This window comes from Aeromonas sp. BIGb0445, assembly GCF_024809075.1.
GTDB classification, from domain to species: domain Bacteria; phylum Pseudomonadota; class Gammaproteobacteria; order Enterobacterales; family Aeromonadaceae; genus Aeromonas; species Aeromonas rivuli.
On record NZ_JANUES010000001.1, the window covers coordinates 360,796 to 383,574 of the forward strand.

A 22,779-nucleotide genomic window follows, 5' to 3' on the forward strand; every position below is an offset into this window, starting at 1 on the left:
GGCGCCGCCTTTCCCGAAAATAGGACATTCCCAGCCACAAGGATCCTGTTGATGATCTCTGCCCTCTCCAAAGTGACACTGCTGGCCGCCAGCACCCTGCTGCTCGGCGCCTGCGCCCAATCCCCCACAGGCCGCAGCCAGATGTTGCTGTTTTCCCCCCAGCAGATGAACCAACTCGGGGCCGACTCCTTTAACCAGATGAAGCAGCAGGAGAAGGTGAGCAAGGATGCCAAGCTCAATGCCTATGTCTCCTGCGTCGCCAAGGCAGTGACTGCCCAGGTGCCGAGCAGCTATGGCATCACCAGTTGGGAAGTGGTGGTGTTTGACTCCAAGCAGGTCAACGCCTTCGCTCTGCCTGGTGGCAAGATTGGCGTCTATAGCGGCCTGCTCAATGTGGCCAAGAACCAGGATCAGCTCGCCACCGTCATCGGTCACGAGTTGACCCATGTGCTGGCTCAGCACTCCAACGAGCGTCTCTCCCGCGATCAGCTAACGGGCCTTGGCATGGCGGTCGCCGATGCGGCCCTGGGTAGCAGCCAGGGCAGTGGCGCGGCCATGGCGGCGCTCGGGCTGGGCGTTCAGGTCGGCGTGAGCCTGCCTTATGGCCGGGAGCAGGAGAGTGAGGCGGATCGACTCGGGCTGGATCTGATGGCTCGCGCCGGTTTTAACCCGGCCGAGGCTATCCCGCTCTGGCAGAACATGGCGCAGGCCGCCGGGGGCAAGGCGCCTCCCGCGCTGCTCTCTACCCACCCGAGCAATGAGAGCCGCATCAGTGAGCTGAGCGCCGAACTTGCGACGGCAACTCCCCTCTACCAGCAGGCCCGCGCCGCCGGTCTGACTCCCCAGTGCAAGAAGTAATGCCAGAGGTGACCCTGCGCATGGCCCGCCAGCAGGATGCCGCCGCCATGACGGTGTTGCAGCGAGCCAGTTGGCTGGCCGCCTATGGTGAGGTGCTGGGCGCCGACTTGCTCGACAACCTGTCCCCGAGCGTGCATTTGCAGCTGTGGCGCAAGCGGCTCGGGGGTCATGACCCAAGGCCCATGCTGGCCTGTGTCCAGGACGTGGTGGTGGGTCTGCTCTATTGGCAGCATCAGGAGGGCGACATCGGCCCCGAGGCGCATATCCGCGCCCTCTATTTACATCCGGCTCATTGGCGCCGTGGTCATGGCAAACGGCTCTGGCAGGCGGTCGCCATGCAGATGCGGCGCGCCGGGTATGAGCGGGTCAGCCTCTGGCTGCTGGCGGGCAACCAGGTGGGGCAAGGCTTCTACCTGCGCCGCGGTTTTCGGTTCGATGGCACCGAGCGCACCCTGAGCCAACAGGGCCGACCCTGCCTGCAGCAAAAAATGTCCCGCGATTTGTGACGAGGCGCCGTTTTTTCGGGGTGGGTCACTTTATTTTTCTTGCGAATTAATACAATGGCGAGCTCAGGAACAGAGTCGTTTTCTCAGCTGCAAGGGAGTGTGGGCATGTATTACGGTTTCGATATAGGTGGTACCAAGGTGGCGTTTGCCGTCTATGACGGTGCCTTGACCCTGTGTCATGAGGAGCGTCTGGCGACCCCGGGAGACGATTACGAGGCGCTGCAGCAGATCATCCTCGATCGGGTGCTAGCGGCGGATACACGTTATGGGGTGCGCGGCACCGTCGGTATCGGCTTTCCTGGCATCCTCAACCGCGCCGACAAGAGCATAGTGGCCGCTAATCTGCCCTGTATCAACGGCCGCCATCTGGGGGCTGATCTGGGGGCCCGGCTCGATCGCGAGGTGCGGGTCGATAACGATGCCAACTGCTTCCTCTGGTCCGAAGTGCATCAAGGGGCAGCTGACGGTGCCGAGGCGGCATTGGCAGTCACGATTGGTACCGGTATCGGCGGCGCCGTCTATGTCAATGGCGGCCTGGTTCAGGGCCGCAACTGGCTGGCGGGGGAGATAGGTCACTATCCGCTGCCCGGCACCATCTTGATGAAGTACCCCGACCTGCCTCGCCCACGCTGTGGTTGTGGCCGACTCGCGTGCTTCGAAACCTATGCATCGGGCACGGGGTTGGAGCGTCTCTACCTGCACCTGAGCGGCGAGCGTGCCTCCGGCCAGCAGATCGTATCGCGTTTCGAGGCCAGAGAGCCCCATGCGGTCGCGACCCTGGATTGCTGGATCGAGATCATGGCGGCGGGGTTGGCCACGGCGCTCTCGGTGCTGGATCCGGACGTGGTGGTACTCGGCGGTGGCCTCTGTGGCCTGCCCGCCCTCTATGAACAATTGCCGCTGCGCCTGCCGGGGCATCTGCTGCCCGGTGTGGCTTTGCCCGAGATACGCCAGGCCCGCTTCGGCGGTGCAGGCGGCGTGCGTGGCGCAGCACTGCTCCATCTGTGAGACCCGATGACGGGTCTCACCTCATCCATCACGAGGAGTCATGATGACCCGTCTCGAAGTCTGCATCGATAACCTTGAGTCCCTGTTTACCGCTCAGGATGCGGGGGCCGATCGTATCGAGCTCTGCTCGGCCCTCGGGCTTGGGGGACTTACCCCCTCCTATGGCTTCATGCAGCAGGCGGCGCGCCATGGGCGCATTCCCGTCTACGCCATGATCCGCCCCCGTGCCGGGGATTTCTGTTTTAGCGAACTCGAGTTCGAGTTGATGCTGCAAGACATAGCCGCGGCCCGTGCCGCGGGTCTGCAAGGGGTGGTGGTTGGCCTGCTCGATGAACAGGGGCGGGTGCCCGCAGCCCAGCTCAAGCAGTTGGTGGCGGCTGCAGGCCCGTTGGGGGTAACCTTCCACCGCGCCATCGATCTCAGCTCCAACTGGCGCGCCGATCTGGAGACCATAGTCGCGGCGGGTTGTGAGCGGATCTTGAGCTCAGGCCATGCAGCGAGCGCCCTGGCCGGTCTGGAAACCCTGCAAGCCATGGCGCAGACCCTGGCGGGACGCGCCAGCCTGATGCCGGGGGCCGGGGTCAATGCCGACAACGTGCGCACCATACTTGAATTTACCGGGGTGACGGAGGTGCATATGTCCGGCATGGGCTGGCGCGGTGGCATGGTGCCCCATGGGGTGAACATGGGTACCGCGGACGACGGCCGGGTCAATATCACCGACGGCGCCAAGGTTGCCGCAGTGCGGGCCCTGCTGGATCGCGCCTGAGTCAGGGTATGACCGGGCGGCATGGTGCCTCTCCATGGGATGTGAACATGGGCACCGGGGACGACGGCCGGGTCAATATCACCGACGGCGCCAAGGTGGCTGCGGTGCGGGCCCTGCTGGATCGCGCCTGAGTCAGGGTATGACCGGGCGGCATGGTGCCTCTCCATGGGATGTGAACATGGGCACCGCGGACGACGGCCGGGTCAATATCACCGACGGCGCCAAGGTGGCCGCAGTGCGGGCCCTGCTTGATCAATAAGCCAGTCGCTTTGCCAGAGTAGAACGGTCAGCCTTGCTGGCCGTTTTCGTTGTTGCGGATCCTCTGTGTCATCAGGACCTGTGGCGCCGCACCCCATCAAATCAAGGCCGACGGGGACTGGCCCTGTTTGCCGCCTGATGCCACTCAAGGTCATCAGAGCAGATTGGCACTCTGCCTTGGCGGCAGCATCCGGGTAAAAATTCTGTTATCATTCCCGCTCTTTTGACACATGGACCCGGAGCAGAATCTCAATGTCTCAATACGACTCTATCGAACAGAAAGCCAGCTATGGCATAGGCCGCAATATGGGCGATCAACTGGCTCAGCAATCCTTCGCCGGTCTGGATATTCCTGCCCTGCAGCAGGGTCTGGCAGATGCCCTCAATGGTCTGGAGTTCGCGGTCAGCCGTGATGATATCAATGATGCCTTCCAGGCGATCACCAGCCGCATGCAAGCCGAACAGGAAGTGGCCGCCAAGGCTGCTGCCGCTGACGGTGAACTCTTCCTGGCCGACAACGCCAAGCGTGATGGTGTTCAGGTGACCGATTCCGGTCTGCAGTACGAAGTCATGGTGGAAGGTAATGGTGCTGTGCCAATTGCCGGTCAGTCCGTGCGCGTGCACTACCACGGTACCTTCACCCATGGTGGCGTGTTTGACAGCTCAGTGGCTCGCGGTGAGCCGGCAGAGTTCCCGGTCACTGGCGTGATCGCCGGTTGGGTTGAAGCCCTGCAGATGATGCCGGTTGGCTCCAAGTGGAAGCTGTTCATCCCCCACGATCTGGCTTACGGCGCCCGTGGTGCCGGTTCCATCGCGCCCTATTCCGCGCTAGTATTCGAAGTGGAGCTGCTGGACATCCTGTGATCCAGTCTGCTCGATGCAAACGGCGGCCCTCGGGCCGCCGTTTGTTTTTGGCCCGATGGCGACGAAGATGGGAGGAGTTCGCGGATTTCGTTATAGTCGGATGAGTCAAGGGGGAGGGAACCCATGTCGGCCATCATTGAAGTAGTCGATCTCGTCAAACATTTCGCTGGCGTCAAGGCGGTGGATGGGCTGAGCTTTGCCATCCCGAATGGCAGCTGTTTCGGTCTGCTCGGCCCCAATGGGGCGGGCAAGACCACCACCATAGAGCTGCTTGAGGGCATACTGACTCCCGATAGCGGCCAGATCCTGTTTCATGGCAAACCGCCAGGCCCCGACTATCGTTCGCGCATCGGCATCCAGTTCCAGCACACGGCGCTGCAGGACTTTTTGACGGTGCGCGATACCCTGCGCCTCTTCTCCCGCCTCTATCCCAAGCCTCTGCCTCTGGCGCTGTTAATCAACCTCTGTGCCCTGGAAGACTTCGTCGACCGAGACAGCCGCCGTCTCTCCGGGGGGCAACGCCAGCGACTGCTGCTGGCCCTGGCCCTGCTTGGCGACCCGGAACTGCTGTTTCTCGATGAGCCCACGACGGGTCTGGATCCCCAGGCGCGCCACCACTTTTGGGACAGGGTCAAGGCCATCAAGGCCCAGGGCAAGAGCATAGTGCTGACCACCCACTACATGGATGAGGCGCAGCAACTGTGCGATCACATTGCCATCGTCGACAGGGGCCACTTATTGAGTCTGGATACGCCACAAGCGCTGCTCGATCAGCATTTCGACGGGGTGCTGGTGCGCCTGTCAGCTCACCCGGCCCTGATGCAGCTGGCGCTGCCGCTCACTCAACAGGGAGAGTTGATGGAGCTGACTTGCCCCGATATCGCGACCCTGATGCCGCGTCTGCTCGAGCTGCAGATCCCCCTGACCGGCATGCAGATCCGCTCCCCCAATCTGGAGGATCTCTTTCTCAAGTTGACCGGCCATAGCCTGAGGAGCGGGGCATGAACCGCAGCAACGTGGCCCTGGTAAGGGAAATGACAAGGAGTCCGCGATGAGAGACAGCCTGAGGCGCATCGCCGCCCTCTTCTATGCCCGCAACCTGGAGTTTGTCCGCGATCGCGCCGCCCTGGTCTGGAACATGGTGGTGCCCCTGTTGCTGGTGCTGGGTTTCTCAATCATCTTCTCCGGCAACCAGAAGCCCCTGCTCCAGCTCGGTGTCGTGGGGACGCTGCCTCCTGCCTACCAGACCCTCGACACCATCCCCCAGCTCAAGGTGATCGAATATGATGACCTGGCCTCCGCCCAGCTCAAGGTGCGTCACCACCAACTGGATTTGCTGCTCAATCCGGCAGGGGGCAATTACTGGGTCAATCCGGACTCGCAGAGTGGGGGGCTGGCGGAATACCTGCTCAAGCAGACCAGCCTGACCCCTTTGGTACGAGATACTCTGCCGGGCAAGGCCATTCGTTATGGCGACTGGTTGCTGCCGGGGGTGATCGGCATGAATCTGATGTTCTCCGGCCTGTTCGGGGTTGGCTATGTCATTGTGCGGTATCGCAAAAATGGCGTGCTCAAGCGGCTGAGGGCGACCCCGCTCACCGCGACCGAGTTTCTCTGTGCCCAACTGTTGTCGCGGGTAGCCATCACGCTAGTGGTGAGCCTGCTGGTATTCCTGGTCGCCCACTGGCTGCTCGGCACTCCTCTGCTCGGCTCCGGCTGGTTGCTGCTGCTCATCACGCTGCTGGGCGGGGCCGCCATGGCCTCCCTTGGTCTTCTGGTGGCGGCCCGCATCCAGAATGAAGAGTTGGCCAGTGGTTTGCTCAATCTCATCAGCCTGCCCATGATGTTCTTATCTGGCGTCTGGTTTTCGCTGGAAGGTTCACCCGCCTGGCTGCAAGAGGTCGCGGCACTGTTGCCACTGACCCAGATAGTGACGGCGGCGCGGGCCGTGATGCTGGAGGGCGCTGGCTGGCAAGAGGTGGCGGGCCCACTGTCCCAGATCAGCCTGTTTACCCTGTGTTGCGTCGCCCTGGGGGCCGCTCTGTTCAGATGGAACGCCAAATGAGATATCCGCTTTCGCTGCTCTTGCTCTGTGTCCTGGCGCTTCCCGTGACGGCCGGGACCTTGCGCTGCAAACGTGACCTGCTGACCGAGGGGGACAGCACGGCCATTCTGCTGGTGCGTTGTGGCCAACCCATGCTCAGGGAGGATTTGACCCGCTATGAGGAGAATGGCTTCGGTGCTCGCATGACGGTCAAGTACGCAGAGCGTTGGACTTATAACTTCGGCAGCAATCAGTTCATGCAGTTTGTCACCGTCGAGAACGGTGTCATCACGGAAATAGAAGACGGCCCGCGCGGTCAATGACCGGCGGGCCGAAAAAAGAATATGGAAGCAAAGGACCAATAAGACTCGCGGAAGTTATCCCAACAGCGGGTTGCCCTGACGCAGACCACGAAGCACACGGTTAACCCTGGTTGCCAGACCCAGGGTCTTGTTGCAATTCAGGTTCTCCAGAATGATCTCGCCCTGAGTAAATTCAAATTTCCCCATCTCCTCGACCATGAAACTGCCACGGTGAAAACTCTTCACGTAACGCGCCATCTGGCGGGGAGACAAGCCTTTGAACACCTTCATCAGAGCATACCTTCTTGTTTGGACAGGGCTCACTATGAGGGGGCGTCATGACAAAAATATGAACCATATGAGTCAGTTGTAATATGAAAGGCTGCCCTCTTCTGGGGCATGACAAAATAGCTGCAAAAAAGATCTGCAGGGTCGGCGCTGGCATTGTCAGTATGCTATTTGGTCGATATGGGTCTATTTTTTATTCATAAGGTGTATATCGGGACATATAGGTGCTTTGTGCTGCTGCACCAATTTCGCGCCGGTTTGCACCGATTGACAGGCTTTTTTGGCGCTGGATAAGCTGCAAAAAAAGTGAAGGCAGGGAGAGCGTCATCGGCAGGCTGCGGTGATGTACATTCGAGTTGAACCACAGGGAAGAGTGATATGAAACAGCTACATAAGATGGGTGTGCTGGTTGCGTTGTCGTTGACAGCCGCCAATGTCTGGGCCGAAGGCACCCTGGATGCCGTCAAGAAGAAGGGTTTTGTGCAATGTGGGGTCGGCGATGGCCTGCCCGGTTTCTCCAACCCGGATGCCAAGGGCACCTGGACCGGATTGGATGTCGATGTCTGCCGCGCCGTCGCCGCTGCCGTGCTGGGGGATGCAACCAAGGTCAAATATGTCTCCCTGACCGCCAAGGAGCGTTTCACCGCACTGCAATCGGGGGAGGTCGACATCTTGTCGCGCAATACCACCTGGACCATGACGCGGGATGCCTCCCTTGGTCTCACCTTCGCCGGGGTCAACTATTACGATGGCCAGGGCTTCATGGTCTCCAAAGCCCTGGGGGTAAAAAGTGCCAAGGAGCTTGATGGCGCCGCCGTCTGTATCCAGTCCGGTACGACCACGGAGCTTAACCTGGCCGATTACTTCCGTGCCAACGGCGGCATGAAATATACCCCTGTGGTGTTTGACACCTCGGATCAGACCGTGAAGGGCTTCGAGGCCGGTCGCTGCGATGTGTTGACCTCGGATCAATCTCAGCTCTACTCCCTCAAGATCAAACTCTCCAAGCCGGAAAACGCCATAGTGTTGCCGGAGGTTATCTCCAAGGAGCCGCTGGGCCCAGTGGTGCGTCAGGGTGATGAACCCTGGTTCAAGGTGGTGCGCTGGAGCATGTTTGCCCTGCTCAATGCCGAAGAGGCCGGGGTCACCAGTAGCAACGTGGACGAGATGCTCAAGTCGACCAACCCGGATGTGCGTCGCCTGCTTGGCCTCGAAGATCCCAAGGGAGGCATTCTTGGCCTCGATGACAAGTGGGCCTACAACATCATCAAGCAGGTCGGCAACTACGGCGAGATGTTCGATCGCAACGTCGGCGCCGGTTCTCCCCTCAAGATCGATCGCGGCATCAATGCCTTGTGGAACCAGGGTGGCCTGATGTACGCCCCCCCCATTCGCTAGATATGTTGGTTAGGGGGCTCAGGCCCCCGCTTTCCCTCTTGCCTTGGCTTTGTCGGAGTAAATCCCTATGGCGTCACAACCGCACGACCAGAGGAAAGAACAGGGCCGCTGGTGGTATGACGCGAAGGTGAGGGCGCTGATCTTCCAGTGCCTGGCCATCGCGGCAGTCCTCGGTTTTCTGTTCTACATCATCAACAATGCCCTGACCAACCTGGAGGCCCGTGGCATCACCACCGGCTTCGGGTTTCTCGGCAATACCGCCGGCTTTGGCATACTCCAGAGCCTGATCCCCTACGATGAGACCTATAGTTTCGGCCGAACCTTCGTGGTGGGTCTGCTCAATACCTTGCTGGTCTCTGTACTGGGTATCATCTTGGCGACCCTGCTCGGCTTTGTGATCGGCGTGGCGCGGCTGTCAAAGAACTGGCTGGTATCGCGCATTGCCACTGTCTATATCGAGACCTTTCGCAACATCCCCCTGCTGCTGCAGATTTTCTTCTGGTATTTCTCGGTGCTGCGCACCCTGCCATCACCCCGCGAGAGTGTGAACCTGGGGGAGCTGGCCTTTTTGAATGTGCGGGGCTTCTATCTGCCCAAGCCTCTGTTTGAGGAGGGGTTCGGCTATGTGATCGGTGCCCTGCTGCTGGCCCTTGTCCTGAGCTGGGGAGTGCGGCGCTGGGCCAAGCGTCGCCAGGAGTTGACCGGCAAGATATTCCCGGTGTGGCTCAGCACCCTTGGCCTCATCATCTTGCTGCCACTGGCGACCTTCTGGCTGGTGGGCAGTCCGCTTGCCTGGAGCCTGCCGACGTTGCAAGGCTTCAATTTCCGCGGTGGCCTGACCGTCTTGCCCGAGCTGGTGGCCCTGCTGCTGGCGCTGACCATCTACACGGCAGCCTTCATCGCCGAGATAGTGCGCTCCGGCATATTGGCGGTCAGCCATGGTCAGACGGAAGCCGCCTCTGCCCTGGGGCTCTCCACGCCCCGCACCCTGCAACTGGTCATCATTCCCCAGGCGATGCGGGTCATCATACCGCCGCTGACCAGTCAGTATCTCAACTTGACCAAGAACTCCTCCCTGGCGACGGCCATCGGTTACCCGGATCTGGTCTCCGTGTTCATGGGGACCACCCTCAATCAGACGGGCCAGGCCATCGAGGTGATTGCCATGACCATGGGGGTCTATCTCGTCATCAGTATCAGTACCTCTGTCCTGATGAATATCTATAACCGCAAGATGGCGCTGGTGGAGCGATGAGGAGATCAGATGACAGTCAATGCCCAACGGGTCTTCGGTGCAGCCTCTGCGGTGAAAGCATCATGATAAGGGGGATCTATGTTCGTCACTGACATGCAAGAGGCGCAGCCTGCGCCTGACAACAGGCGTGGCGTACCCGCCTGGCTCAGGGCCAATCTGTTTCCCAATTGGTGGAACAGCCTGGTGACCCTGGCGCTGGCCTATTTTCTGCTGCCGGCGCTCTGGCACTTGATTGACTGGGCTTTTATCTCCGCGACCTGGACGGGCAGTAGCCGAGCTGATTGTAGTCAGGAGGGGGCCTGCTGGTTGTTTATCGAGAGCCGTTTTGGTCAATACATCTATGGCTTTTACCCAGGGGATCAGCGCTGGCGGGTCAATATCGTCTTCGCCGGGCTGGCGGCGTTGCTGGCGCTGCTGATCTGGCCCAAGACGCCCTATAAGGGGTGGCTGGCACTCTTCACCCTGCTGGTGTTTCCCTGTATCGCCTATGGGTTGCTGCACGGCGGCTTTGGGCTGAGGACTGTGGATACCAATCTCTGGGGCGGCCTGATGTTGACCCTGGTACTGGCGGTGGTGGGCATCGCAGTGGCCCTTCCGTTTGGCATCTTGCTGGCCCTCGGGCGTCGCTCCCACATGCCGATCATCAGCAGCCTTTCCACCGTCTATATCGAGTTCTGGCGCGCTGTTCCGCTTATCACAGTGCTGTTCATGGCCTCGGTCATGCTGCCCCTGTTCGTGGCGGGGGAGGTGGAGTTCGACAAGCTGCTGCGGGCGCTCATCGGCATCATCATGTTCCAGTCGGCCTATGTGGCCGAAGTGGTGCGCGGTGGTTTGCAGGCGATCCCCAAGGGGCAGTATGAGGCGGGGGATGCGCTGGGGCTCTCCTACTGGAAGGTGATGGGGCTCATCATCATGCCCCAGGCGCTCAAGATAACCATCCCCTCACTGGTGAACACCTTTATCTCCCTGTTCAAGGACACCAGTCTGGTGTTGATCATCGGGCTGTTCGATCTGCTGGCCATCTCCAAGGTGGCCTTGGCGGATCCCGACTGGCTCGGGTATTCCACCGAAGCCTATGTGTTTATCGCACTGATCTTCTGGATGTTCTGTTTTGGCATGTCCCGTTATTCCATCTATCTGGAGCGCAAGCTGCACACGGGCCACAAGCGTTAGGAGCTGTTGATTATGGAAAGTAACTATGTGGTCGAACTCAAGGACGTCAACAAGTGGTATGGCGATTTCCATGTGCTGCGCAACATCAATCTGAGTGTCGGCAAGGGGGAGAAGATCGTCATCTGCGGGCCATCGGGCTCCGGCAAGTCCACCATGATCCGCTGCATCAATCGGCTGGAGGAGCATCAACGCGGCGACATCCTGGTCAAGGGGATGGCGCTCACCTCGGATCTCAAGAACATAGAGACGGTGCGCCGTGAAGTGGGCATGGTATTCCAGCACTTCAACCTGTTCCCGCATTTGACGGTGCTGGAAAATTGCAGCCTGGCACCCATCTGGGTCAAGCAGTTGCCGAGGCGGGAGGCGGAGCAGATCGCCATGGGCTTTCTCGAACGGGTGCGGATCCCCGAGCAGGCGCTCAAGTACCCGGGTCAGCTCTCCGGTGGTCAGCAGCAGCGTGTCGCCATCGCCAGAAGTCTTTGCATGAATCCTCAGGTGATGCTGTTCGATGAACCGACCTCGGCACTGGACCCCGAGATGGTACGGGAGGTGCTCGATGTCATGGTGGAGCTGGCGAATGAAGGCATGACCATGCTCTGCGTGACCCACGAGATGGGCTTTGCCAAGCAGGTGGCGGACAGGGTCATCTTCATGGACAGAGGCCAGATCATCGAGGAGAACGAGCCTGGGCAGTTCTTCGACAACCCCCAGTCCGAACGCACCAAGCTGTTTCTCTCCCAGATCCTGCATAACTGAGCGAGCGCGGACCGCTCATCGAGAGGGCACCTGTGGGTGCCCTCTCTTTTACCCGACAAACGACGGGGCAGGCTGGCCGAGAAAATCCCCTAGTAGCTGATCCGGCAAGGTTTTTCTCCATGTATACTGCGGCGTCAGCAACAGAACGGCTCAGGAGAGCAGCATGGAATGGGTCGAGGTGGTCGATGACCAGGACAATGTCATTGAGGTGGCCGATCGGGCACGGGTGCGCCGTGAAAACCTGCGTCATCGCGCCAGCTACATACTGGTGCTGGGGGAGGAGGGTCAGGTGCTGGTGCAGCGTCGTACCCTGGGCAAGGATTTTTGCCCCGGCATGCTGGACGCCTGCGCCGGTGGCGTGATGACGGTGGGCGAGGTGCCCCTTGCCAGTGCCCTGCGCGAGTTGGGAGAAGAGCTGGGCATCATGGATATACCGCTGAGTGAACATGGCAGCTTCCTGGCCGAGGGCAGCAACTACAAGGTGTGGGGTTATCTCTACAGTTGCCGCTATCAGGGGCCATTGCAGTTGCAGGCCGAGGAGGTGAGCGCCGTCCACTGGATGAGTCTGGCGGAGATCGCCAACCGGGCCGCCGAATTTACCCCGGATTCCTTGATAGCCCTCGCCCATTGGCAGGCCAGAGGCGGCGCATAACGGACACCTGCACGGGGCCTTCATCTGGGGTAAACTGCTCCTCATCATTTACCGTCAGGAAGACTCTTCATGATCTCAGTTGGCCAATCCCTGCCCGCGGGTGAGTTCACCCTCCTTACCACCGAAGGCAAACAGACGCTGAATACCCAGGCGCTGTTCGCCGGCAAGAAGGTGGTGCTGTTCGCCGTGCCCGGCGCCTTCACACCGACCTGTTCCAATGCGCATCTGCCCGGTTATGTGGTCAAGGCGGATGAGTTCAGCGCCAAGGGTGTCGATGCCATCTATTGCCTCTCGGTCAACGATGCCTTCGTGATGAGGGCCTGGGGCGAGGCACAGAACGCGCAGGCCATCACCATGTTGGCCGATGGCGATGCCAGTTGGACCCGGGCGCTGGGGCTGGAGAAAGAGACGGGAGCCTTCGGTGGTGTGCGTGCTCAGCGTTTTGCCCTGATAGCCGAAGATGGCCTGGTCACTGCGCTGAACATAGAGGCACCCGGCAAGTTCGAGGTCTCCGATGCCGACTCCTTGCTCGCACTGCTGGGATAGTTAATCAGGGCTGAGTTAGCCCTTGAAAAGCGATATCCCTCGGTTACACTGGCGCCGACGGGCCTCTTGGGCTCGTGTCCCTGTTTATGCCGTGACCGTCATGGCGCCCTGCAGCTCAACTTCGATTGGAAAGAATACGTATGACCCTGGCTTTTGTTGCCCTGATTGCCGGACTGGCCCTGCTGGTCTGGAGTGCGGATAAATTTGTCGATGGTGCCGCCGCCACCGCCCGTTATGCGGGCATGCCACCCCTGCTCATCGGCATGGTTATCATCGGTTTTGGTACCTCGGCTCCCGAGATGGTGGTCTCGGCCCTGGCATCCATGCAGGGCAACCCGGCGCTGGCGCTGGGTAATGCCTATGGCTCCAACATTACCAATATCGCTTTGATCCTGGGTCTGACCGCGCTTATCAGCCCCATCGCCGTCTCCTCCCAGGTGGTGCGCAAGGAGATACCCATCCTGCTTGGCATCACCCTGCTGACTGGCGCCCTGCTGTTTGACGGCTATCTCGGCCGTGGCGATGCGCTCATTCTTGGCGTGGTCTTTGTCGTGCTGTTGGGCTGGTCCATCTGGACCGGGATCAAGAGCAAGGGCGATGCCCTGGACGCCGATGTCAATGTGGAGATAGACAGCGAGGCCATGCCCCTCAAGAAAGCCATCTTCTGGCTGATCGTGGGTCTGGTTCTGCTGGTCGGCGCTTCCCGCCTGCTGGTGTGGGGCGCCGTCACCATCGCCCAGGCCTTTGGCATCAGCGATCTCGTTATCGGCCTGACCATAGTGGCAGTGGGTACTTCTCTGCCCGAGCTGGCTTCCTCCTTGATGGCCATCAAGAAGAAGGAGCATGACTTGGCCCTCGGTAACGTGCTGGGTTCCAACCTGTTCAACACCTTGGCCGTGGTGGGTATCGCCGCTGGCATAGCGCCCCTGGACGTGGATCCGGCCGTGTTGACCCGTGACTGGAGCCTGATGATGGGGCTGACCCTGCTGCTGCTGGTGATGTGTCTGGGCCGCAAGGGCCAGGGCCGCATCAACCGGGTGGAAGGGGGGATCTTGCTCTGCATCTTCTTCGGTTATACCGGTTGGCTGCTGACCAGCCAGTTCTGATGACGCTGGCGTGACAATGCAAACAAGAGGGGGAGCCAATGGCTCCCCCTCTCTATGTCGGCGTCATGGTCATGCCCTTCAGGCGACGGCGACCAGCTTCTGGCTCTGCTGGCTGCTATCGAGGATCAGGATATTGGCCTTGGGGAAGAAGTTGAAGGTCGAGGCCGAGGCCCAGGTATAGGCCCCCATCACTTTCCCTATCACCAGCTCACCAATCTCCAGATCCGGCAGCATGATGCCGTCACGGATCACATCCACGCTGTCGCAGGTCGGGCCGGAGAGTACGGCATTGTGCAACTCGCCACCGGCATAGGGGGTACTGACCGGGTAGGTGACGTGGTCATAGAGCTGACCGTTGTAGCTGCCATAGAGGCCGTCATCCAGGTAGTACCAGATCTTGTCACCACGGTGGGCCTTGCCCATCACGCTGGATACCGAGGTCATGGCAGGGGCGCTGATGAAACGGCCCGGTTCGGCAATTTTCTGCACCGTGGCGGGCAGCTTGGCGAGCGCGGCGCGGATCGGGGCACAGAAGCCATCGATATCGAACTCGCCGCCTTCATAGTCGACCGGGAAGCCGCCACCGATGTCGAGTACCCAGGGCTTGAGCCCCAGATCCCAGGCCTGTTCCATGATCTCGCGGCAGGCGTCGATAGCCTGGACATGGCGCTCGCTGTTGGGCACCTGGGAGCCGACATGGAAGGAGAGCCCCCTCACCTTGAGCCCTTTGGCCTGGGCCAGTTGCAGCAGGGGCAGCGCCTGCTCCGGGGTACAGCCAAATTTCTTGGAGAGATCGACCTTGGTGTTGGGGTTGGGGAAACTGACGCGCAGCAGCAGTGTCACTTCATCCTTGTAGGGCAGGAACTTGTCCAGCTCCAGGGGGTTGTCATAGACAAAGACGGTGCAGCCATATTCCAGCGCATAGCGAATGTCGCTGTCGCGCTTGATGGGATGGGTATGGATGCAGCGACCCGGCCGCACCCCTTGCGAGCGCACCAGATCCACTTCGCCATTGGTGGCCAGATCGAAGCAGGCTCCCTCTTCCTTGAGCACAGCGACCACCGCCTCATGGGGCAGGGGCTTGAGCGCATAGTGCAGGCGCACCTCGGGCAGGGCGGCAGACAGAGCCCGATATTGGCGGCGCACGGCAGCCTTGTCGAGCAGCAACAGGGGAGAGCCAAATTGTTCAACCAGCTGACGGTAATCTTGTGCCACAAGGGTCTCTTTCATTGTCTTTTGATCATCCTTAGGGGGCGGAGTTGCCCTAGCCTTGGTTTGTTGAGACGGCAACGGCCGGCTCAGGCGAGCGGTCCGGAAGGGACCTATCCAGCAAGCTGCATAACTTTCATGGTTACTGCTTGGATATGCGCGCAATTATCGGTTTATTGATTTGTCATGCAAGCTTTTTGATTGGCTATGTTGGCAAGATTTTCTGGTCGAGACGAAAGGGGAAATTGATATCCAGTGCAAAAAGGCGTATCCGGATGCAAGAAGAGCCTCCTGGCCAGTGGCGGGCTAACCAATTGATAGTTAACAATCTATTTACTTTCAGGCGGCGCCGGGGGCTCAGGAAGAAAAACGGGGATTGTTGGGAGACAGATCACATTATTTTGGACTAATATGCTCGTCCTAATCCAAAACTAGTTCGGATGAAGGTAGCAGGAGAGCGATGGGGGACCATCCACCGAAGAAGTAAATCTTTCAGGTACCGGGCAACCGGTGTGGACTGCTACTGGACGATACTCTGGAGAGACCCGTTTAATCGGGCGCCGAAGGAGCAAGGCACCATGACGACCCGCAAGGGCTGGCTGGCGCCGGAAACTCTCAGGCAAAAGGACAGAGGGGATGGGATGGTTGTACCTGAGCTTGGAACTGTTCACGATCTGTAACGAGAGGTCGTCAGCAAGGTAAAGAGCAGCGCAGGAACCGGAGCGTATAGACATACGTGAGGATTCCGAGCAGCGCATGAGCCTTGATCACGGCCTCGCAGTAAGAGTGTGAACTCGTTCTTGGCCCGCATCCGATCACCTCTGGCGATCGCGACACCTATGGGAAGATCATCCTTCTCCTCCTTAATTGTTGTTTTTTAAGGAGGATGCATGTCATCAATTCAATCGGCCCTGACGGCCATCGATAATCTTGTCTGGGGACCTCCCCTGCTGATCCTGCTGGTCGGGACCGGTGTTTACCTCACTCTTCGCCTGGGTCTGCTGCAGCTGGTGCGGTTGCCCTTCGCCCTCAAATTGGTGTTTGGTCGCGATCAGGGCCAAGGCAAACAGGGGGATGTCTCCAGTTTCGGGGCGCTGTGCACCGCGCTCTCGGCCACCATAGGCACGGGCAACATCGTCGGCGTCGCGACCGCCATCAAGCTAGGGGGCCCGGGCGCCCTGTTCTGGATGTGGATGGCGGCCCTGTTTGGCATGGCGACCAAGTACGCCGAGTGTCTGCTGGCGGTCAAATATCGACAGCTGGACAGCAACGGCCAGATGGCGGGCGGCCCCATGTACTATCTGGAGAAGGGGCTCGGCAGTCGCTGGCTGGCCAAACTGTTCGCCCTGTTTGGCATCGGGGTCGCCTTCTTTGGCATCGGTACCTTCCCTCAGGTCAATGCCATCTCCGACGCCATGAGCCTCTCCTTCTCGGTGCCCCGCGAAGCGACCGCCGTGGTGCTGACGCTGCTGGTCGCCCTGGTGACCCTGGGGGGGATCAAGTCCATCTCCAGCGTGGCCAGCAAGGTGGTGCCCTTCATGGCGCTCTTCTATATTGCCGCCTGTCTCGGGGTGCTGGTGAACAGTGCTGGCGCCTTGCCCGATGCGATCGCGCTGGTGGTCGGGAGCGCCTTCAGCGGCCATGCCGCGACCGGTGGCTTCGTCGGTGCCAGCATCATGCTGGCTATCCAGTCCGGGGTGGCGCGGGGGGTCTTCTCCAACGAATCGGGTTTAGGCTCAGCCCCCATCGCGGCGGCGGCGGCCAAGACGGATTCATGCGTGGAGCAGGGACTGGTCTCCATGACCGGCACCTTCATCGACACCCTCATCATCTGCACCATGACCGGCCTGACGTTGGTGGTCACCGGGGTCTGGAGCGGCGATCTCAGCGGCGCAGCCATGACCAGCGCCGCCTTCGCCCAGGGGCTGGATGCGCACCTGGGCCAATATCTGGTGAGCATAGGCCTGCTCTTCTTCGCCTTCACCACCATCCTCGGCTGGAACTACTACGGTGAACGCTGCACTCACTACCTGTTCGGGACTCGGGCTATCAAGCCCTACCGCTTCATCTATCTGGGGCTGGTGGCGGGCGGCGCCTTCCTCCATCTCGACATGATTTGGCTGTTGGCCGACATCGTCAATGGCCTGATGGCGGTACCCAACCTCATCGGCCTCATTGGCCTGCGCCATGTGGTGATCGCCGAGACCCGCGCTTATTTCAAGCGGGGCAGCGATAGCGAAGCCGAGCCAGAGCCGCAGACCGCCTGATACCCGCGGCGCTGAAAACAGAAAAGCCACGACCCGGGTCGTGGCTTTTTCGTATCAGGCAGGCTTTGGGCGCCGGCACGTCAGTTGCCGGTCAGCCGCGCCTGCAAACGCCGTCGCACCTGCGCCACCAGTTGCTCCTCGCTACCTCGCCAACCAATGCAGTTTGCCAGGGTAGTGGAGGTATCGGGCAGAAAACGCAGCTCCCCGCCTGCCAGCTCGTAGAAGCGGCTCGCCATCCGGGTGCCCTCGTCCACATCGCCAGCCACCAATAGCATGGCCTGAGCCAGCACGGCGCCGCCATGATCCTGACCCGGTGCCAGCCAGCGCTGGGCAGTGCCTGTTACCTTGCGACCCTCGATCACCAGATTGTACTGGCCGTCGCAAAACGAACCGGGCACGAAGTCGTAGCTCCCCTCCAGGCCATGCTCCCCCAGCAGGGCCAGCAGCGGTGCCCCCAGCAGCCGGTAGTAGTGGGCCAGATCCGCAGCGGTGCGGGGCAGCAGCAAGGAGAGGTTGAGGATGCCGGGACCGTGGGGCACGGCGGTGCCGCCGCTGTCGCGCACATGGACGGGCCAGCCTTCCCTGGCAAGTTGCTCGCAGGCGGCTTGATAGCGGGGCAGAAGGGTATCTTTGCGGGTGACGATGAGGCACTGGGGGGCCTGCCATAAATGGGCGCGGGGTTGGCCGTCACGGGCACAGTCCCGCAGCCAACCCTGCTCCTCGGCCAAGATCTGATCCGGGGTGTGGTCGGTGGGCAGAGGGGGAAGCAGGGTATAGAGCATGAAGGCGTCCTGGCGCTGAGGCTGCCCAGCACAGTACCCGCGACGGGGGAGGAGGTAAAGCCCCGCACGCGGGGCTTTACCTGTTTGTTGACGAGAGAGTCAGGCCTGCGCGGTGGCGCGCGTGGGCAGCAGCAGATTCAGGATGATGGCGGTCAGGCCGCCGGTGGCGACGCCGTAGGAGAGCACGCTCTTGGCGAGCTCGGGCAGGTGTTGCAGTACCTCGGGCACCTGGGCGACCCCCAAGCCCATGGCCAGGGAGACAGCCAGTATCATCAGGGCGCGTCTGTCCAGCTCCTCGCGGGAGATGATGCGCACCCCGGCCGCGGCTATGGTGCCGAACATGACGATGGTGGCGCCGCCAAGCACGGGTTCGGGGATCTGCTGTACCAGGCTGGCCACCGCCGGGAACAGCCCGAGCAGGGCCAGCATGGCGGCGATGAAGAGACCCACATGACGGCTGGCCACCCCGGTCAACTGGATGACGCCATTGTTCTGGCTGAAGGTGGACATGGGGAAGGTGGAGAAGAGCGCCGCCAGCATGGAGTTGCAACCATCGGCCAGCACACCGCCCTTGATGCGGCTCATGTAGAGCGGGCCGCTGACCGGCTCGCCCGAGACATCCGAGGTGGCCGTCATGTCGCCGATGGCTTCGAGCGCCGTCACCACGAAGATGATGGCCAGCGGCACGAACAGTTGCCAGTCAAAGCCGAGCCCATAACGCAGTGGCGCCGGGATCATCAGCAGAGGTCCCTCGAAGACGGGGGGCTGCACCTTGTCCATCAGCAGGGCGACCCCATAGCCAACCAGCATGGCAATCATGATGGCGGAGAGGCGCAGCCAGGGGTTGTGGCTGCGTTGCAGCAGCACAATCAATCCCAGCACCAGCAGGGAGAGGAAGAGGTTGCCGTGGCTGGCAAAACTGCCATCGGCCAGGGCGCCATAGCCACCACCCATGCTGATGAGGCCGACCTTGATCAGGGTCAGGCCGATGAGCAGTACCACTATGCCGGTCACCAGCGGGGTGATGACCCGGCTCACCAGATGCAGGCAGCGGCTGAGCACCACCATGGTCAGCGCGGCGACCAGCATGGTGCCAAACAGGGTGCCGAGCAGGTCGTCCGTGGGCATGGCAGCCTGCTTGAGGGCCAGCCCGGAGGCGATGATGGGGCCGAGGAAGTTGAAGCTGGTGCCCTGCACCGACAGAAGACCAGAGCCGATGGGGCCAAAGCGGCGAGTCTGGATGAAGGAGGCGATGCCGGACATGACCAGGGACATCGACACTATGTAGCGGGTCTCATCGGCGGGCAGGCCAAGGGCGTTGGCGATGATGAGGGGCGGGGTAATGATGGCGACAAACATGGCGAGCATATGCTGCAGGGCGGCGAACAGGGTCTGGGGCAGGGGAGGAACCTCATTGATGCCGTAGACCAGATCCGGGTGGGGGCGCCGCTGTGGCTGGTCGGGAGCGCTCTTGAGAGCAGCCTGTTCCATAGATACCTCGAAATTTGATGGGAGAAGGGGGAGGAAATTTGGCGGCTATTGTAGTGATTGAAAAAGCGAGATCCAGCGGCAATTGGTCATAAACGGGTTTATTTGTCGCGAGGTTGAAACGTTTGCGTGTGACCATTATGATCCGCCGGTTTGCATCTGGGGTGTGAGCGGTAAAACCCGTCGATGTCATGGGTTTTTGCCATATGTAGGCGTAGAATGAGCCCTCTTTCACGACCTGGAGACGCTGGATGTTGAAGCTGTCGGAGTTCTGGAGTGCTCGCGCGCATTCGGAAGATTTCACCCTGACCCGCATGGGATTTATGACGGTCAGGCTGCGACTGCTAACCTGTCTGTTGATGATCGGCATTCCCGCCTGGGGGCTGGTCGACTGGTTGACCCTGAGTCAGGAGCAGTTCAGCCAGCTGCTCAAGGCGCGTGCTTTCTGCCTGTTGGCACTCTCGCCCCTGATCCCGCTCTCCTATCTCATTCACTTTCGCCGGGAGCGCATGAAGCTGGCGCTCGGCTACCTGATGACGGTGATGATGATCTTCTCGCTGTTCTGTCTGGCCAGCTTCGACGCCGGGCAAGAGCTGCAGGCGGGCTACTGGGCCTTCCCCTATCTGTTGATCAGCCTGTTCGCCATCTTTCCGGTCCCTCTCTCGCTCAGTCTGCAGCTGGCGGCCTGCATCATGATCGCCATGCTGGGGGGCAACTGGTTGCTGCTTGGCCAACCCCTGTGGAGCGCCGCCACCCTGGATCAGCTCTGGCTGCTTACCCTGTTCGCCCTGGCGAGTGCCTGGGTGCAGTGCGGCCAGCTCAACATGCTGCTGCAGCTCTATCGCGAATCCACCAGGGATGAGCTGACCGGCATGATGAACCGGCGGCTGTTGATGAAGCAGTTGGCGCAATCCCGAGCCCGCTTCCTTTACCAGCAAAAACCCTTCGCCCTGCTGCTGCTCGATCTCGATCGCTTCAAGCGCATCAATGACCACTACGGCCACCTGGCGGGGGATGCCGTGCTCAAGGAGGTGGCGGCCTGCCTGGCCGAGCAGCTCGAGACGGGCATGGTGCTGGGGCGTTATGGGGGGGAAGAGTTTGCCGTCCTGCTGCCCGATTGCGGCAGTGGGGAGCAGGCATCGGGGGTTGCCGAGCGGCTGCGCCTGGCGGTCGAGGCGCGCCTCATCAAGAGCCCGACCAGCGATGAGCTGCTCGAGGTGACCGTCAGCATCGGAGTGGCCCTGATGCAGTCCGCCGAATCGGCAGAGAGTCTGCTCAATCGGGCCGACGAGCGGCTCTATCAGGCCAAGGTGGCGGGCCGCAACTGTGTGGTGGGGGAGCGGGGCTCGCCAGATCGCAGCGTCGCTTGAGCGCGGCTGGCTGCCTCTTTGCCATCAGCAAAACGGGATGCCCCTGGCATCCCGTTGTTCGTATCAACCCAGCTGGTATTTGCCCGATAGCTGGTGGGCCAGGTATTTGAACATGTTGAACACCGCCATCGTCTTGGGGGTCGGGGTGCCGTCGTCGCTCAGGAAATACTCCCCCTTGAACACCAGCACATCCCCTCGCTGCGTCACGGCGTCGGCGTGCATGCCGTGGATAAACTCGTCATGGTTGCGGATAAGCTCGTTGGCCAGGGTGAGCAGGGCCTCCTGACTCAGGGTCTCTTTTTGTGTGTGCATCGTTTCTCTCCTAACCCGGGGGTGGCATCAAGGCCCCCCACAAACAAGATGAGCACAGCATACACCCCGGGCCTTGCTCGAACTTTGATTTGCTGCAAACAGAGGTGCACTCACCGGCGCTGATTCAAGCCGCCACCAGGTTGCGCAGCCAGCGGCGGCGCTGTACCCGGCGATGGACCATCAGCACCTTGCTCAACTCCTCGAGCAGCACCACGGCCACCACCCAGGAGAGAGGCCAGCCGAGCCAGCTGACCGCCAGCCAGGCCAGTGGCAGCCCGATGCACCACATGCCGACGATGTCGATGACGATGCTGTACTTCACGTCGCCCCCGGATCGCAGCACCCCGACAATCCCCACCATGTTGAACACCTTGAGCAGCATGCCGAGGCAGAGAATGCCCAGCACCTGACCGGCCTGGGGCAGCAGCTCGGCGGGCAGATTGCCAATCCAGAGCAGCAGGGGGGCTTGCATGAACCAGACGAAGAGACCGACCAGCAAGGCCCCCAATGGCGCCAATACCAGCAGCAGCTGGGATTGCTGCCAGGCGGCCTCATACTCCTCGGCACCGAGTCGGTGGCCGAGCAGAGTGGCGCAAGCCACCGCCAGTCCGAAGAAGAGGGAGATGAGGATCCCCTCCAGCGCACCCAGGGTGGTCATGATGGCCAGGGAATCGACACCGAGGTGGGCATAGAGGAAGCCATAGAGCAGCATGCCGAAGGCCCAGAGGCCATCGTGCAGCAGCAGTGGCAGGGCGATCAGCACGAAGCGGCGCACCTCTTTGCCCGAGAGGGCCAGCAACCAGTCGGGGCGGCGTGGCAGCAGGCGAGCCTCCTTGTGCATCACATAGCCGATGAGCAGGGCCGTTTGCAGCAGGCGCGACAGCGTGGTTCCCCAGGCCGAGCCTTCAACCCCCATGGCGTCGAAGCCGAAGTGGCCGAAGATGAGGGCGTAGTTGAGCAGCACGTTGGCAAGGATGGCGATGATGCCGATATGGGTGGCGGCAGCGGCATTGCCCACCGAGCGCAGCGCCGCCTCCAGCGGCACCACCAGTGCGGTGCAGAGAATGGTGGCGCCGGTGATCATCAGGTATTGATCCGCCAGGGGGCGCAGCACGGGATCCTGACTGGCAAAGCCAAGCACGCTGCCCGGGGCAAAGGTATAGAGCAGGGCGAAGGGCAGGCTCACCAGCAGGGCGCTGAGCAGAGCCAGGGCCAAGGCACGGCGCACTCCGCTCAGGTCGTTGCGGCCATAGTATTGCGCCGCCAGCACAGAGACGCCGCCAGAAAGACCGGCGACCACCAGCAGATTGAAGAAGAAGACCCGGTTTCCCAAGCCGACGGCGGCAACCTCAGTCGCCCCCAGCTGGCTCACCATCATGATGTCGATGAGACCCAGCAGGGAGAACATCATGGATTGCAGGGAGACTGGCAGGGCCAGTCGCCACAGTTTGCCCATGAACTCCTTGTCGGTGGTTTGTTTGAAAATCGCTTGCCAATAGTTCATTGCTGTTAACCGGGTCATGGAAACTTGAGGTTGATAGCCGATATCATAAGCGCGAGGCCAGGTG

23 protein-coding genes, 2 pseudogenes and 2 riboswitches are annotated in these 22,779 nt (G+C 61.0%); of the genes and pseudogenes, 19 read left to right on the top strand and 6 right to left on the bottom strand.

Going from position 1 to position 22,779, the window contains the following annotated elements; genetic code table 11:
* The first annotated feature begins 51 nt into the window (after positions 1-51).
* The 10 genes and pseudogenes from M2367_RS01700 to M2367_RS01745 all read left to right on the top strand — a co-directional run bounded on the left by M2367_RS01700 (position 52) and on the right by M2367_RS01745 (position 6,630).
* A complete protein-coding gene (locus M2367_RS01700) occupies positions 52-858 on the top strand; it encodes a M48 family metallopeptidase (protein ID WP_259235584.1) in 807 nt (268 codons plus the stop codon).
* The gene (locus M2367_RS01705) at positions 858-1,364 is read left to right on the top strand and encodes a GNAT family N-acetyltransferase (RefSeq protein ID WP_259235585.1); all 507 of its coding nucleotides are present in this window, start codon (positions 858-860) and stop codon (positions 1,362-1,364) included. Before M2367_RS01700 ends, M2367_RS01705 begins: the two co-directional genes overlap by 1 nt.
* A gap of 105 nt (positions 1,365-1,469) precedes the next feature.
* Positions 1,470-2,372: an ROK family protein gene (locus M2367_RS01710; protein ID WP_259235586.1), complete on the top strand. Its 903-nt coding sequence runs from the start codon at positions 1,470-1,472 to the stop codon at positions 2,370-2,372.
* Positions 2,373-2,415: 43 nt separating this feature from the next.
* A complete protein-coding gene (locus tag M2367_RS01715) occupies positions 2,416-3,141 on the top strand; it encodes a copper homeostasis protein CutC (RefSeq protein ID WP_259235587.1) in 726 nt (241 codons plus the stop codon).
* A 41-nt stretch (positions 3,142-3,182) separates the two neighbouring features.
* Positions 3,183-3,272: pseudogene (locus tag M2367_RS01720) on the top strand (copper homeostasis protein CutC); the annotation flags it as partial.
* 8 nt (positions 3,273-3,280) lie between these two features.
* On the top strand, positions 3,281-3,400 hold the full coding sequence (locus M2367_RS01725) for a copper homeostasis protein CutC (RefSeq protein WP_404972835.1): 120 nt from the start codon (positions 3,281-3,283) through the stop codon (positions 3,398-3,400).
* Between the two features lie 251 nt (positions 3,401-3,651).
* Positions 3,652-4,263 carry an FKBP-type peptidyl-prolyl cis-trans isomerase gene (locus M2367_RS01730; protein WP_404972836.1) on the top strand — a complete coding sequence of 204 codons (612 nt, stop codon included), beginning with the start codon at positions 3,652-3,654 and terminating at the stop codon, positions 4,261-4,263.
* 123 nt (positions 4,264-4,386) lie between these two features.
* Positions 4,387-5,268: an ABC transporter ATP-binding protein gene (locus tag M2367_RS01735; RefSeq protein WP_259235588.1), complete on the top strand. Its 882-nt coding sequence runs from the start codon at positions 4,387-4,389 to the stop codon at positions 5,266-5,268.
* A 46-nt stretch (positions 5,269-5,314) separates the two neighbouring features.
* Entirely contained in the window at positions 5,315-6,328 is a 1,014-nt protein-coding gene (locus M2367_RS01740; protein WP_259235589.1) for an ABC transporter permease, read from the top strand.
* Positions 6,325-6,630: a DUF2845 domain-containing protein gene (locus M2367_RS01745; protein WP_157013906.1), complete on the top strand. Its 306-nt coding sequence runs from the start codon at positions 6,325-6,327 to the stop codon at positions 6,628-6,630. Before M2367_RS01740 ends, M2367_RS01745 begins: the two co-directional genes overlap by 4 nt.
* Before the next feature lie 54 nt (positions 6,631-6,684).
* Here M2367_RS01745 and M2367_RS01750 read toward each other — a convergent pair whose 3' ends face one another.
* Entirely contained in the window at positions 6,685-6,900 is a 216-nt protein-coding gene (locus tag M2367_RS01750) for a DUF1107 domain-containing protein (protein ID WP_259235590.1), read from the bottom strand.
* Positions 6,901-7,275: 375 nt separating this feature from the next.
* On the opposite strand from M2367_RS01750, the gene M2367_RS01755 reads away from it, so the two are divergent.
* The 7 genes and pseudogenes from M2367_RS01755 to M2367_RS01785 all read left to right on the top strand — a co-directional run bounded on the left by M2367_RS01755 (position 7,276) and on the right by M2367_RS01785 (position 13,783).
* Positions 7,276-8,295 (top strand): amino acid ABC transporter substrate-binding protein, encoded by a 1,020-nt coding sequence (locus M2367_RS01755; protein WP_224430979.1) that lies wholly within the window; start codon positions 7,276-7,278, stop codon positions 8,293-8,295.
* A 67-nt stretch (positions 8,296-8,362) separates the two neighbouring features.
* Positions 8,363-9,550 carry an amino acid ABC transporter permease gene (locus M2367_RS01760; RefSeq protein ID WP_224430978.1) on the top strand — a complete coding sequence of 396 codons (1,188 nt, stop codon included), beginning with the start codon at positions 8,363-8,365 and terminating at the stop codon, positions 9,548-9,550.
* Positions 9,551-9,628: 78 nt separating this feature from the next.
* Complete coding sequence (locus tag M2367_RS01765) at positions 9,629-10,723, top strand: amino acid ABC transporter permease (protein WP_042040680.1); 1,095 nt, start codon at positions 9,629-9,631, stop codon at positions 10,721-10,723.
* A 12-nt stretch (positions 10,724-10,735) separates the two neighbouring features.
* The gene (locus tag M2367_RS01770) at positions 10,736-11,479 is read left to right on the top strand and encodes an amino acid ABC transporter ATP-binding protein (RefSeq protein ID WP_042040678.1); all 744 of its coding nucleotides are present in this window, start codon (positions 10,736-10,738) and stop codon (positions 11,477-11,479) included.
* Between the two features lie 160 nt (positions 11,480-11,639).
* Positions 11,640-12,131, top strand: a pseudogene (yfcD, locus tag M2367_RS01775) (NUDIX hydrolase YfcD); the annotation flags it as partial.
* 69 nt (positions 12,132-12,200) lie between these two features.
* The gene (locus M2367_RS01780) at positions 12,201-12,677 is read left to right on the top strand and encodes a peroxiredoxin (RefSeq protein ID WP_259235591.1); all 477 of its coding nucleotides are present in this window, start codon (positions 12,201-12,203) and stop codon (positions 12,675-12,677) included.
* Between the two features lie 140 nt (positions 12,678-12,817).
* Positions 12,818-13,783, top strand: coding sequence for a calcium/sodium antiporter (locus M2367_RS01785; protein ID WP_259235592.1), 966 nt, complete (start codon positions 12,818-12,820; stop codon positions 13,781-13,783).
* A gap of 78 nt (positions 13,784-13,861) precedes the next feature.
* Here the strand turns inward: M2367_RS01785 and M2367_RS01790 are convergent, their stop codons facing one another.
* Positions 13,862-15,013, bottom strand: a complete 1,152-nt coding sequence (locus M2367_RS01790; RefSeq protein ID WP_224430975.1) for a type III PLP-dependent enzyme — start codon at positions 15,011-15,013, stop codon at positions 13,862-13,864.
* A gap of 419 nt (positions 15,014-15,432) precedes the next feature.
* Positions 15,433-15,512, top strand: a riboswitch (glycine riboswitch).
* 5 nt (positions 15,513-15,517) lie between these two features.
* A riboswitch (glycine riboswitch) is annotated at positions 15,518-15,633 on the top strand.
* A gap of 249 nt (positions 15,634-15,882) precedes the next feature.
* Between M2367_RS01790 and M2367_RS01795 the strand changes: the two genes are divergently transcribed.
* Entirely contained in the window at positions 15,883-17,259 is a 1,377-nt protein-coding gene (locus tag M2367_RS01795; protein WP_042040671.1) for a sodium:alanine symporter family protein, read from the top strand.
* Positions 17,260-17,339: 80 nt separating this feature from the next.
* Here the strand turns inward: M2367_RS01795 and M2367_RS01800 are convergent, their stop codons facing one another.
* Together M2367_RS01800 and M2367_RS01805 are read right to left on the bottom strand one after the other, a co-directional pair.
* Positions 17,340-18,041, bottom strand: coding sequence for a lipoyl protein ligase domain-containing protein (locus tag M2367_RS01800; RefSeq protein WP_259235593.1), 702 nt, complete (start codon positions 18,039-18,041; stop codon positions 17,340-17,342).
* A gap of 99 nt (positions 18,042-18,140) precedes the next feature.
* Positions 18,141-19,532 carry a nucleobase:cation symporter-2 family protein gene (locus M2367_RS01805; RefSeq protein WP_259235594.1) on the bottom strand — a complete coding sequence of 464 codons (1,392 nt, stop codon included), beginning with the start codon at positions 19,530-19,532 and terminating at the stop codon, positions 18,141-18,143.
* A 248-nt stretch (positions 19,533-19,780) separates the two neighbouring features.
* Between M2367_RS01805 and M2367_RS01810 the strand changes: the two genes are divergently transcribed.
* A complete protein-coding gene (locus tag M2367_RS01810; RefSeq protein WP_259235595.1) occupies positions 19,781-20,899 on the top strand; it encodes a diguanylate cyclase in 1,119 nt (372 codons plus the stop codon).
* A 63-nt stretch (positions 20,900-20,962) separates the two neighbouring features.
* Here the strand turns inward: M2367_RS01810 and M2367_RS01815 are convergent, their stop codons facing one another.
* Both M2367_RS01815 and M2367_RS01820 read right to left on the bottom strand, forming a co-directional pair.
* Entirely contained in the window at positions 20,963-21,211 is a 249-nt protein-coding gene (locus M2367_RS01815; protein WP_042040666.1) for a DUF2498 family protein, read from the bottom strand.
* A 124-nt stretch (positions 21,212-21,335) separates the two neighbouring features.
* On the bottom strand, positions 21,336-22,715 hold the full coding sequence (locus M2367_RS01820) for an MATE family efflux transporter (RefSeq protein WP_259235596.1): 1,380 nt from the start codon (positions 22,713-22,715) through the stop codon (positions 21,336-21,338).
* Positions 22,716-22,779 lie beyond the last annotated feature (64 nt).

Coding starts and splice junctions, on each gene's coding strand:
- M2367_RS01760 (WP_224430978.1), top strand. CDS start 8,363: ATGGCGTCACAACCGCACGACCAGAGGAAAGAACAGGGCCGCTGGTGG.
- M2367_RS01740 (WP_259235589.1), top strand. CDS start 5,315: ATGAGAGACAGCCTGAGGCGCATCGCCGCCCTCTTCTATGCCCGCAAC.
- M2367_RS01800 (WP_259235593.1), bottom strand. CDS start 18,041: ATGCTCTATACCCTGCTTCCCCCTCTGCCCACCGACCACACCCCGGAT.
- M2367_RS01820 (WP_259235596.1), bottom strand. CDS start 22,715: ATGAACTATTGGCAAGCGATTTTCAAACAAACCACCGACAAGGAGTTC.
- M2367_RS01815 (WP_042040666.1), bottom strand. CDS start 21,211: ATGCACACACAAAAAGAGACCCTGAGTCAGGAGGCCCTGCTCACCCTG.
- M2367_RS01790 (WP_224430975.1), bottom strand. CDS start 15,013: ATGAAAGAGACCCTTGTGGCACAAGATTACCGTCAGCTGGTTGAACAA.
- M2367_RS01745 (WP_157013906.1), top strand. CDS start 6,325: ATGAGATATCCGCTTTCGCTGCTCTTGCTCTGTGTCCTGGCGCTTCCC.
- M2367_RS01705 (WP_259235585.1), top strand. CDS start 858: ATGCCAGAGGTGACCCTGCGCATGGCCCGCCAGCAGGATGCCGCCGCC.
- M2367_RS01810 (WP_259235595.1), top strand. CDS start 19,781: ATGTTGAAGCTGTCGGAGTTCTGGAGTGCTCGCGCGCATTCGGAAGAT.
- M2367_RS01735 (WP_259235588.1), top strand. CDS start 4,387: ATGTCGGCCATCATTGAAGTAGTCGATCTCGTCAAACATTTCGCTGGC.
- M2367_RS01805 (WP_259235594.1), bottom strand. CDS start 19,532: ATGGAACAGGCTGCTCTCAAGAGCGCTCCCGACCAGCCACAGCGGCGC.
- M2367_RS01770 (WP_042040678.1), top strand. CDS start 10,736: ATGGAAAGTAACTATGTGGTCGAACTCAAGGACGTCAACAAGTGGTAT.
- M2367_RS01725 (WP_404972835.1), top strand. CDS start 3,281: ATGACCGGGCGGCATGGTGCCTCTCCATGGGATGTGAACATGGGCACC.
- M2367_RS01750 (WP_259235590.1), bottom strand. CDS start 6,900: ATGAAGGTGTTCAAAGGCTTGTCTCCCCGCCAGATGGCGCGTTACGTG.
- M2367_RS01785 (WP_259235592.1), top strand. CDS start 12,818: ATGACCCTGGCTTTTGTTGCCCTGATTGCCGGACTGGCCCTGCTGGTC.
- M2367_RS01755 (WP_224430979.1), top strand. CDS start 7,276: ATGAAACAGCTACATAAGATGGGTGTGCTGGTTGCGTTGTCGTTGACA.
- M2367_RS01795 (WP_042040671.1), top strand. CDS start 15,883: ATGTCATCAATTCAATCGGCCCTGACGGCCATCGATAATCTTGTCTGG.
- M2367_RS01715 (WP_259235587.1), top strand. CDS start 2,416: ATGACCCGTCTCGAAGTCTGCATCGATAACCTTGAGTCCCTGTTTACC.
- M2367_RS01780 (WP_259235591.1), top strand. CDS start 12,201: ATGATCTCAGTTGGCCAATCCCTGCCCGCGGGTGAGTTCACCCTCCTT.
- M2367_RS01710 (WP_259235586.1), top strand. CDS start 1,470: ATGTATTACGGTTTCGATATAGGTGGTACCAAGGTGGCGTTTGCCGTC.
- M2367_RS01765 (WP_042040680.1), top strand. CDS start 9,629: ATGTTCGTCACTGACATGCAAGAGGCGCAGCCTGCGCCTGACAACAGG.
- M2367_RS01700 (WP_259235584.1), top strand. CDS start 52: ATGATCTCTGCCCTCTCCAAAGTGACACTGCTGGCCGCCAGCACCCTG.
- M2367_RS01730 (WP_404972836.1), top strand. CDS start 3,652: ATGTCTCAATACGACTCTATCGAACAGAAAGCCAGCTATGGCATAGGC.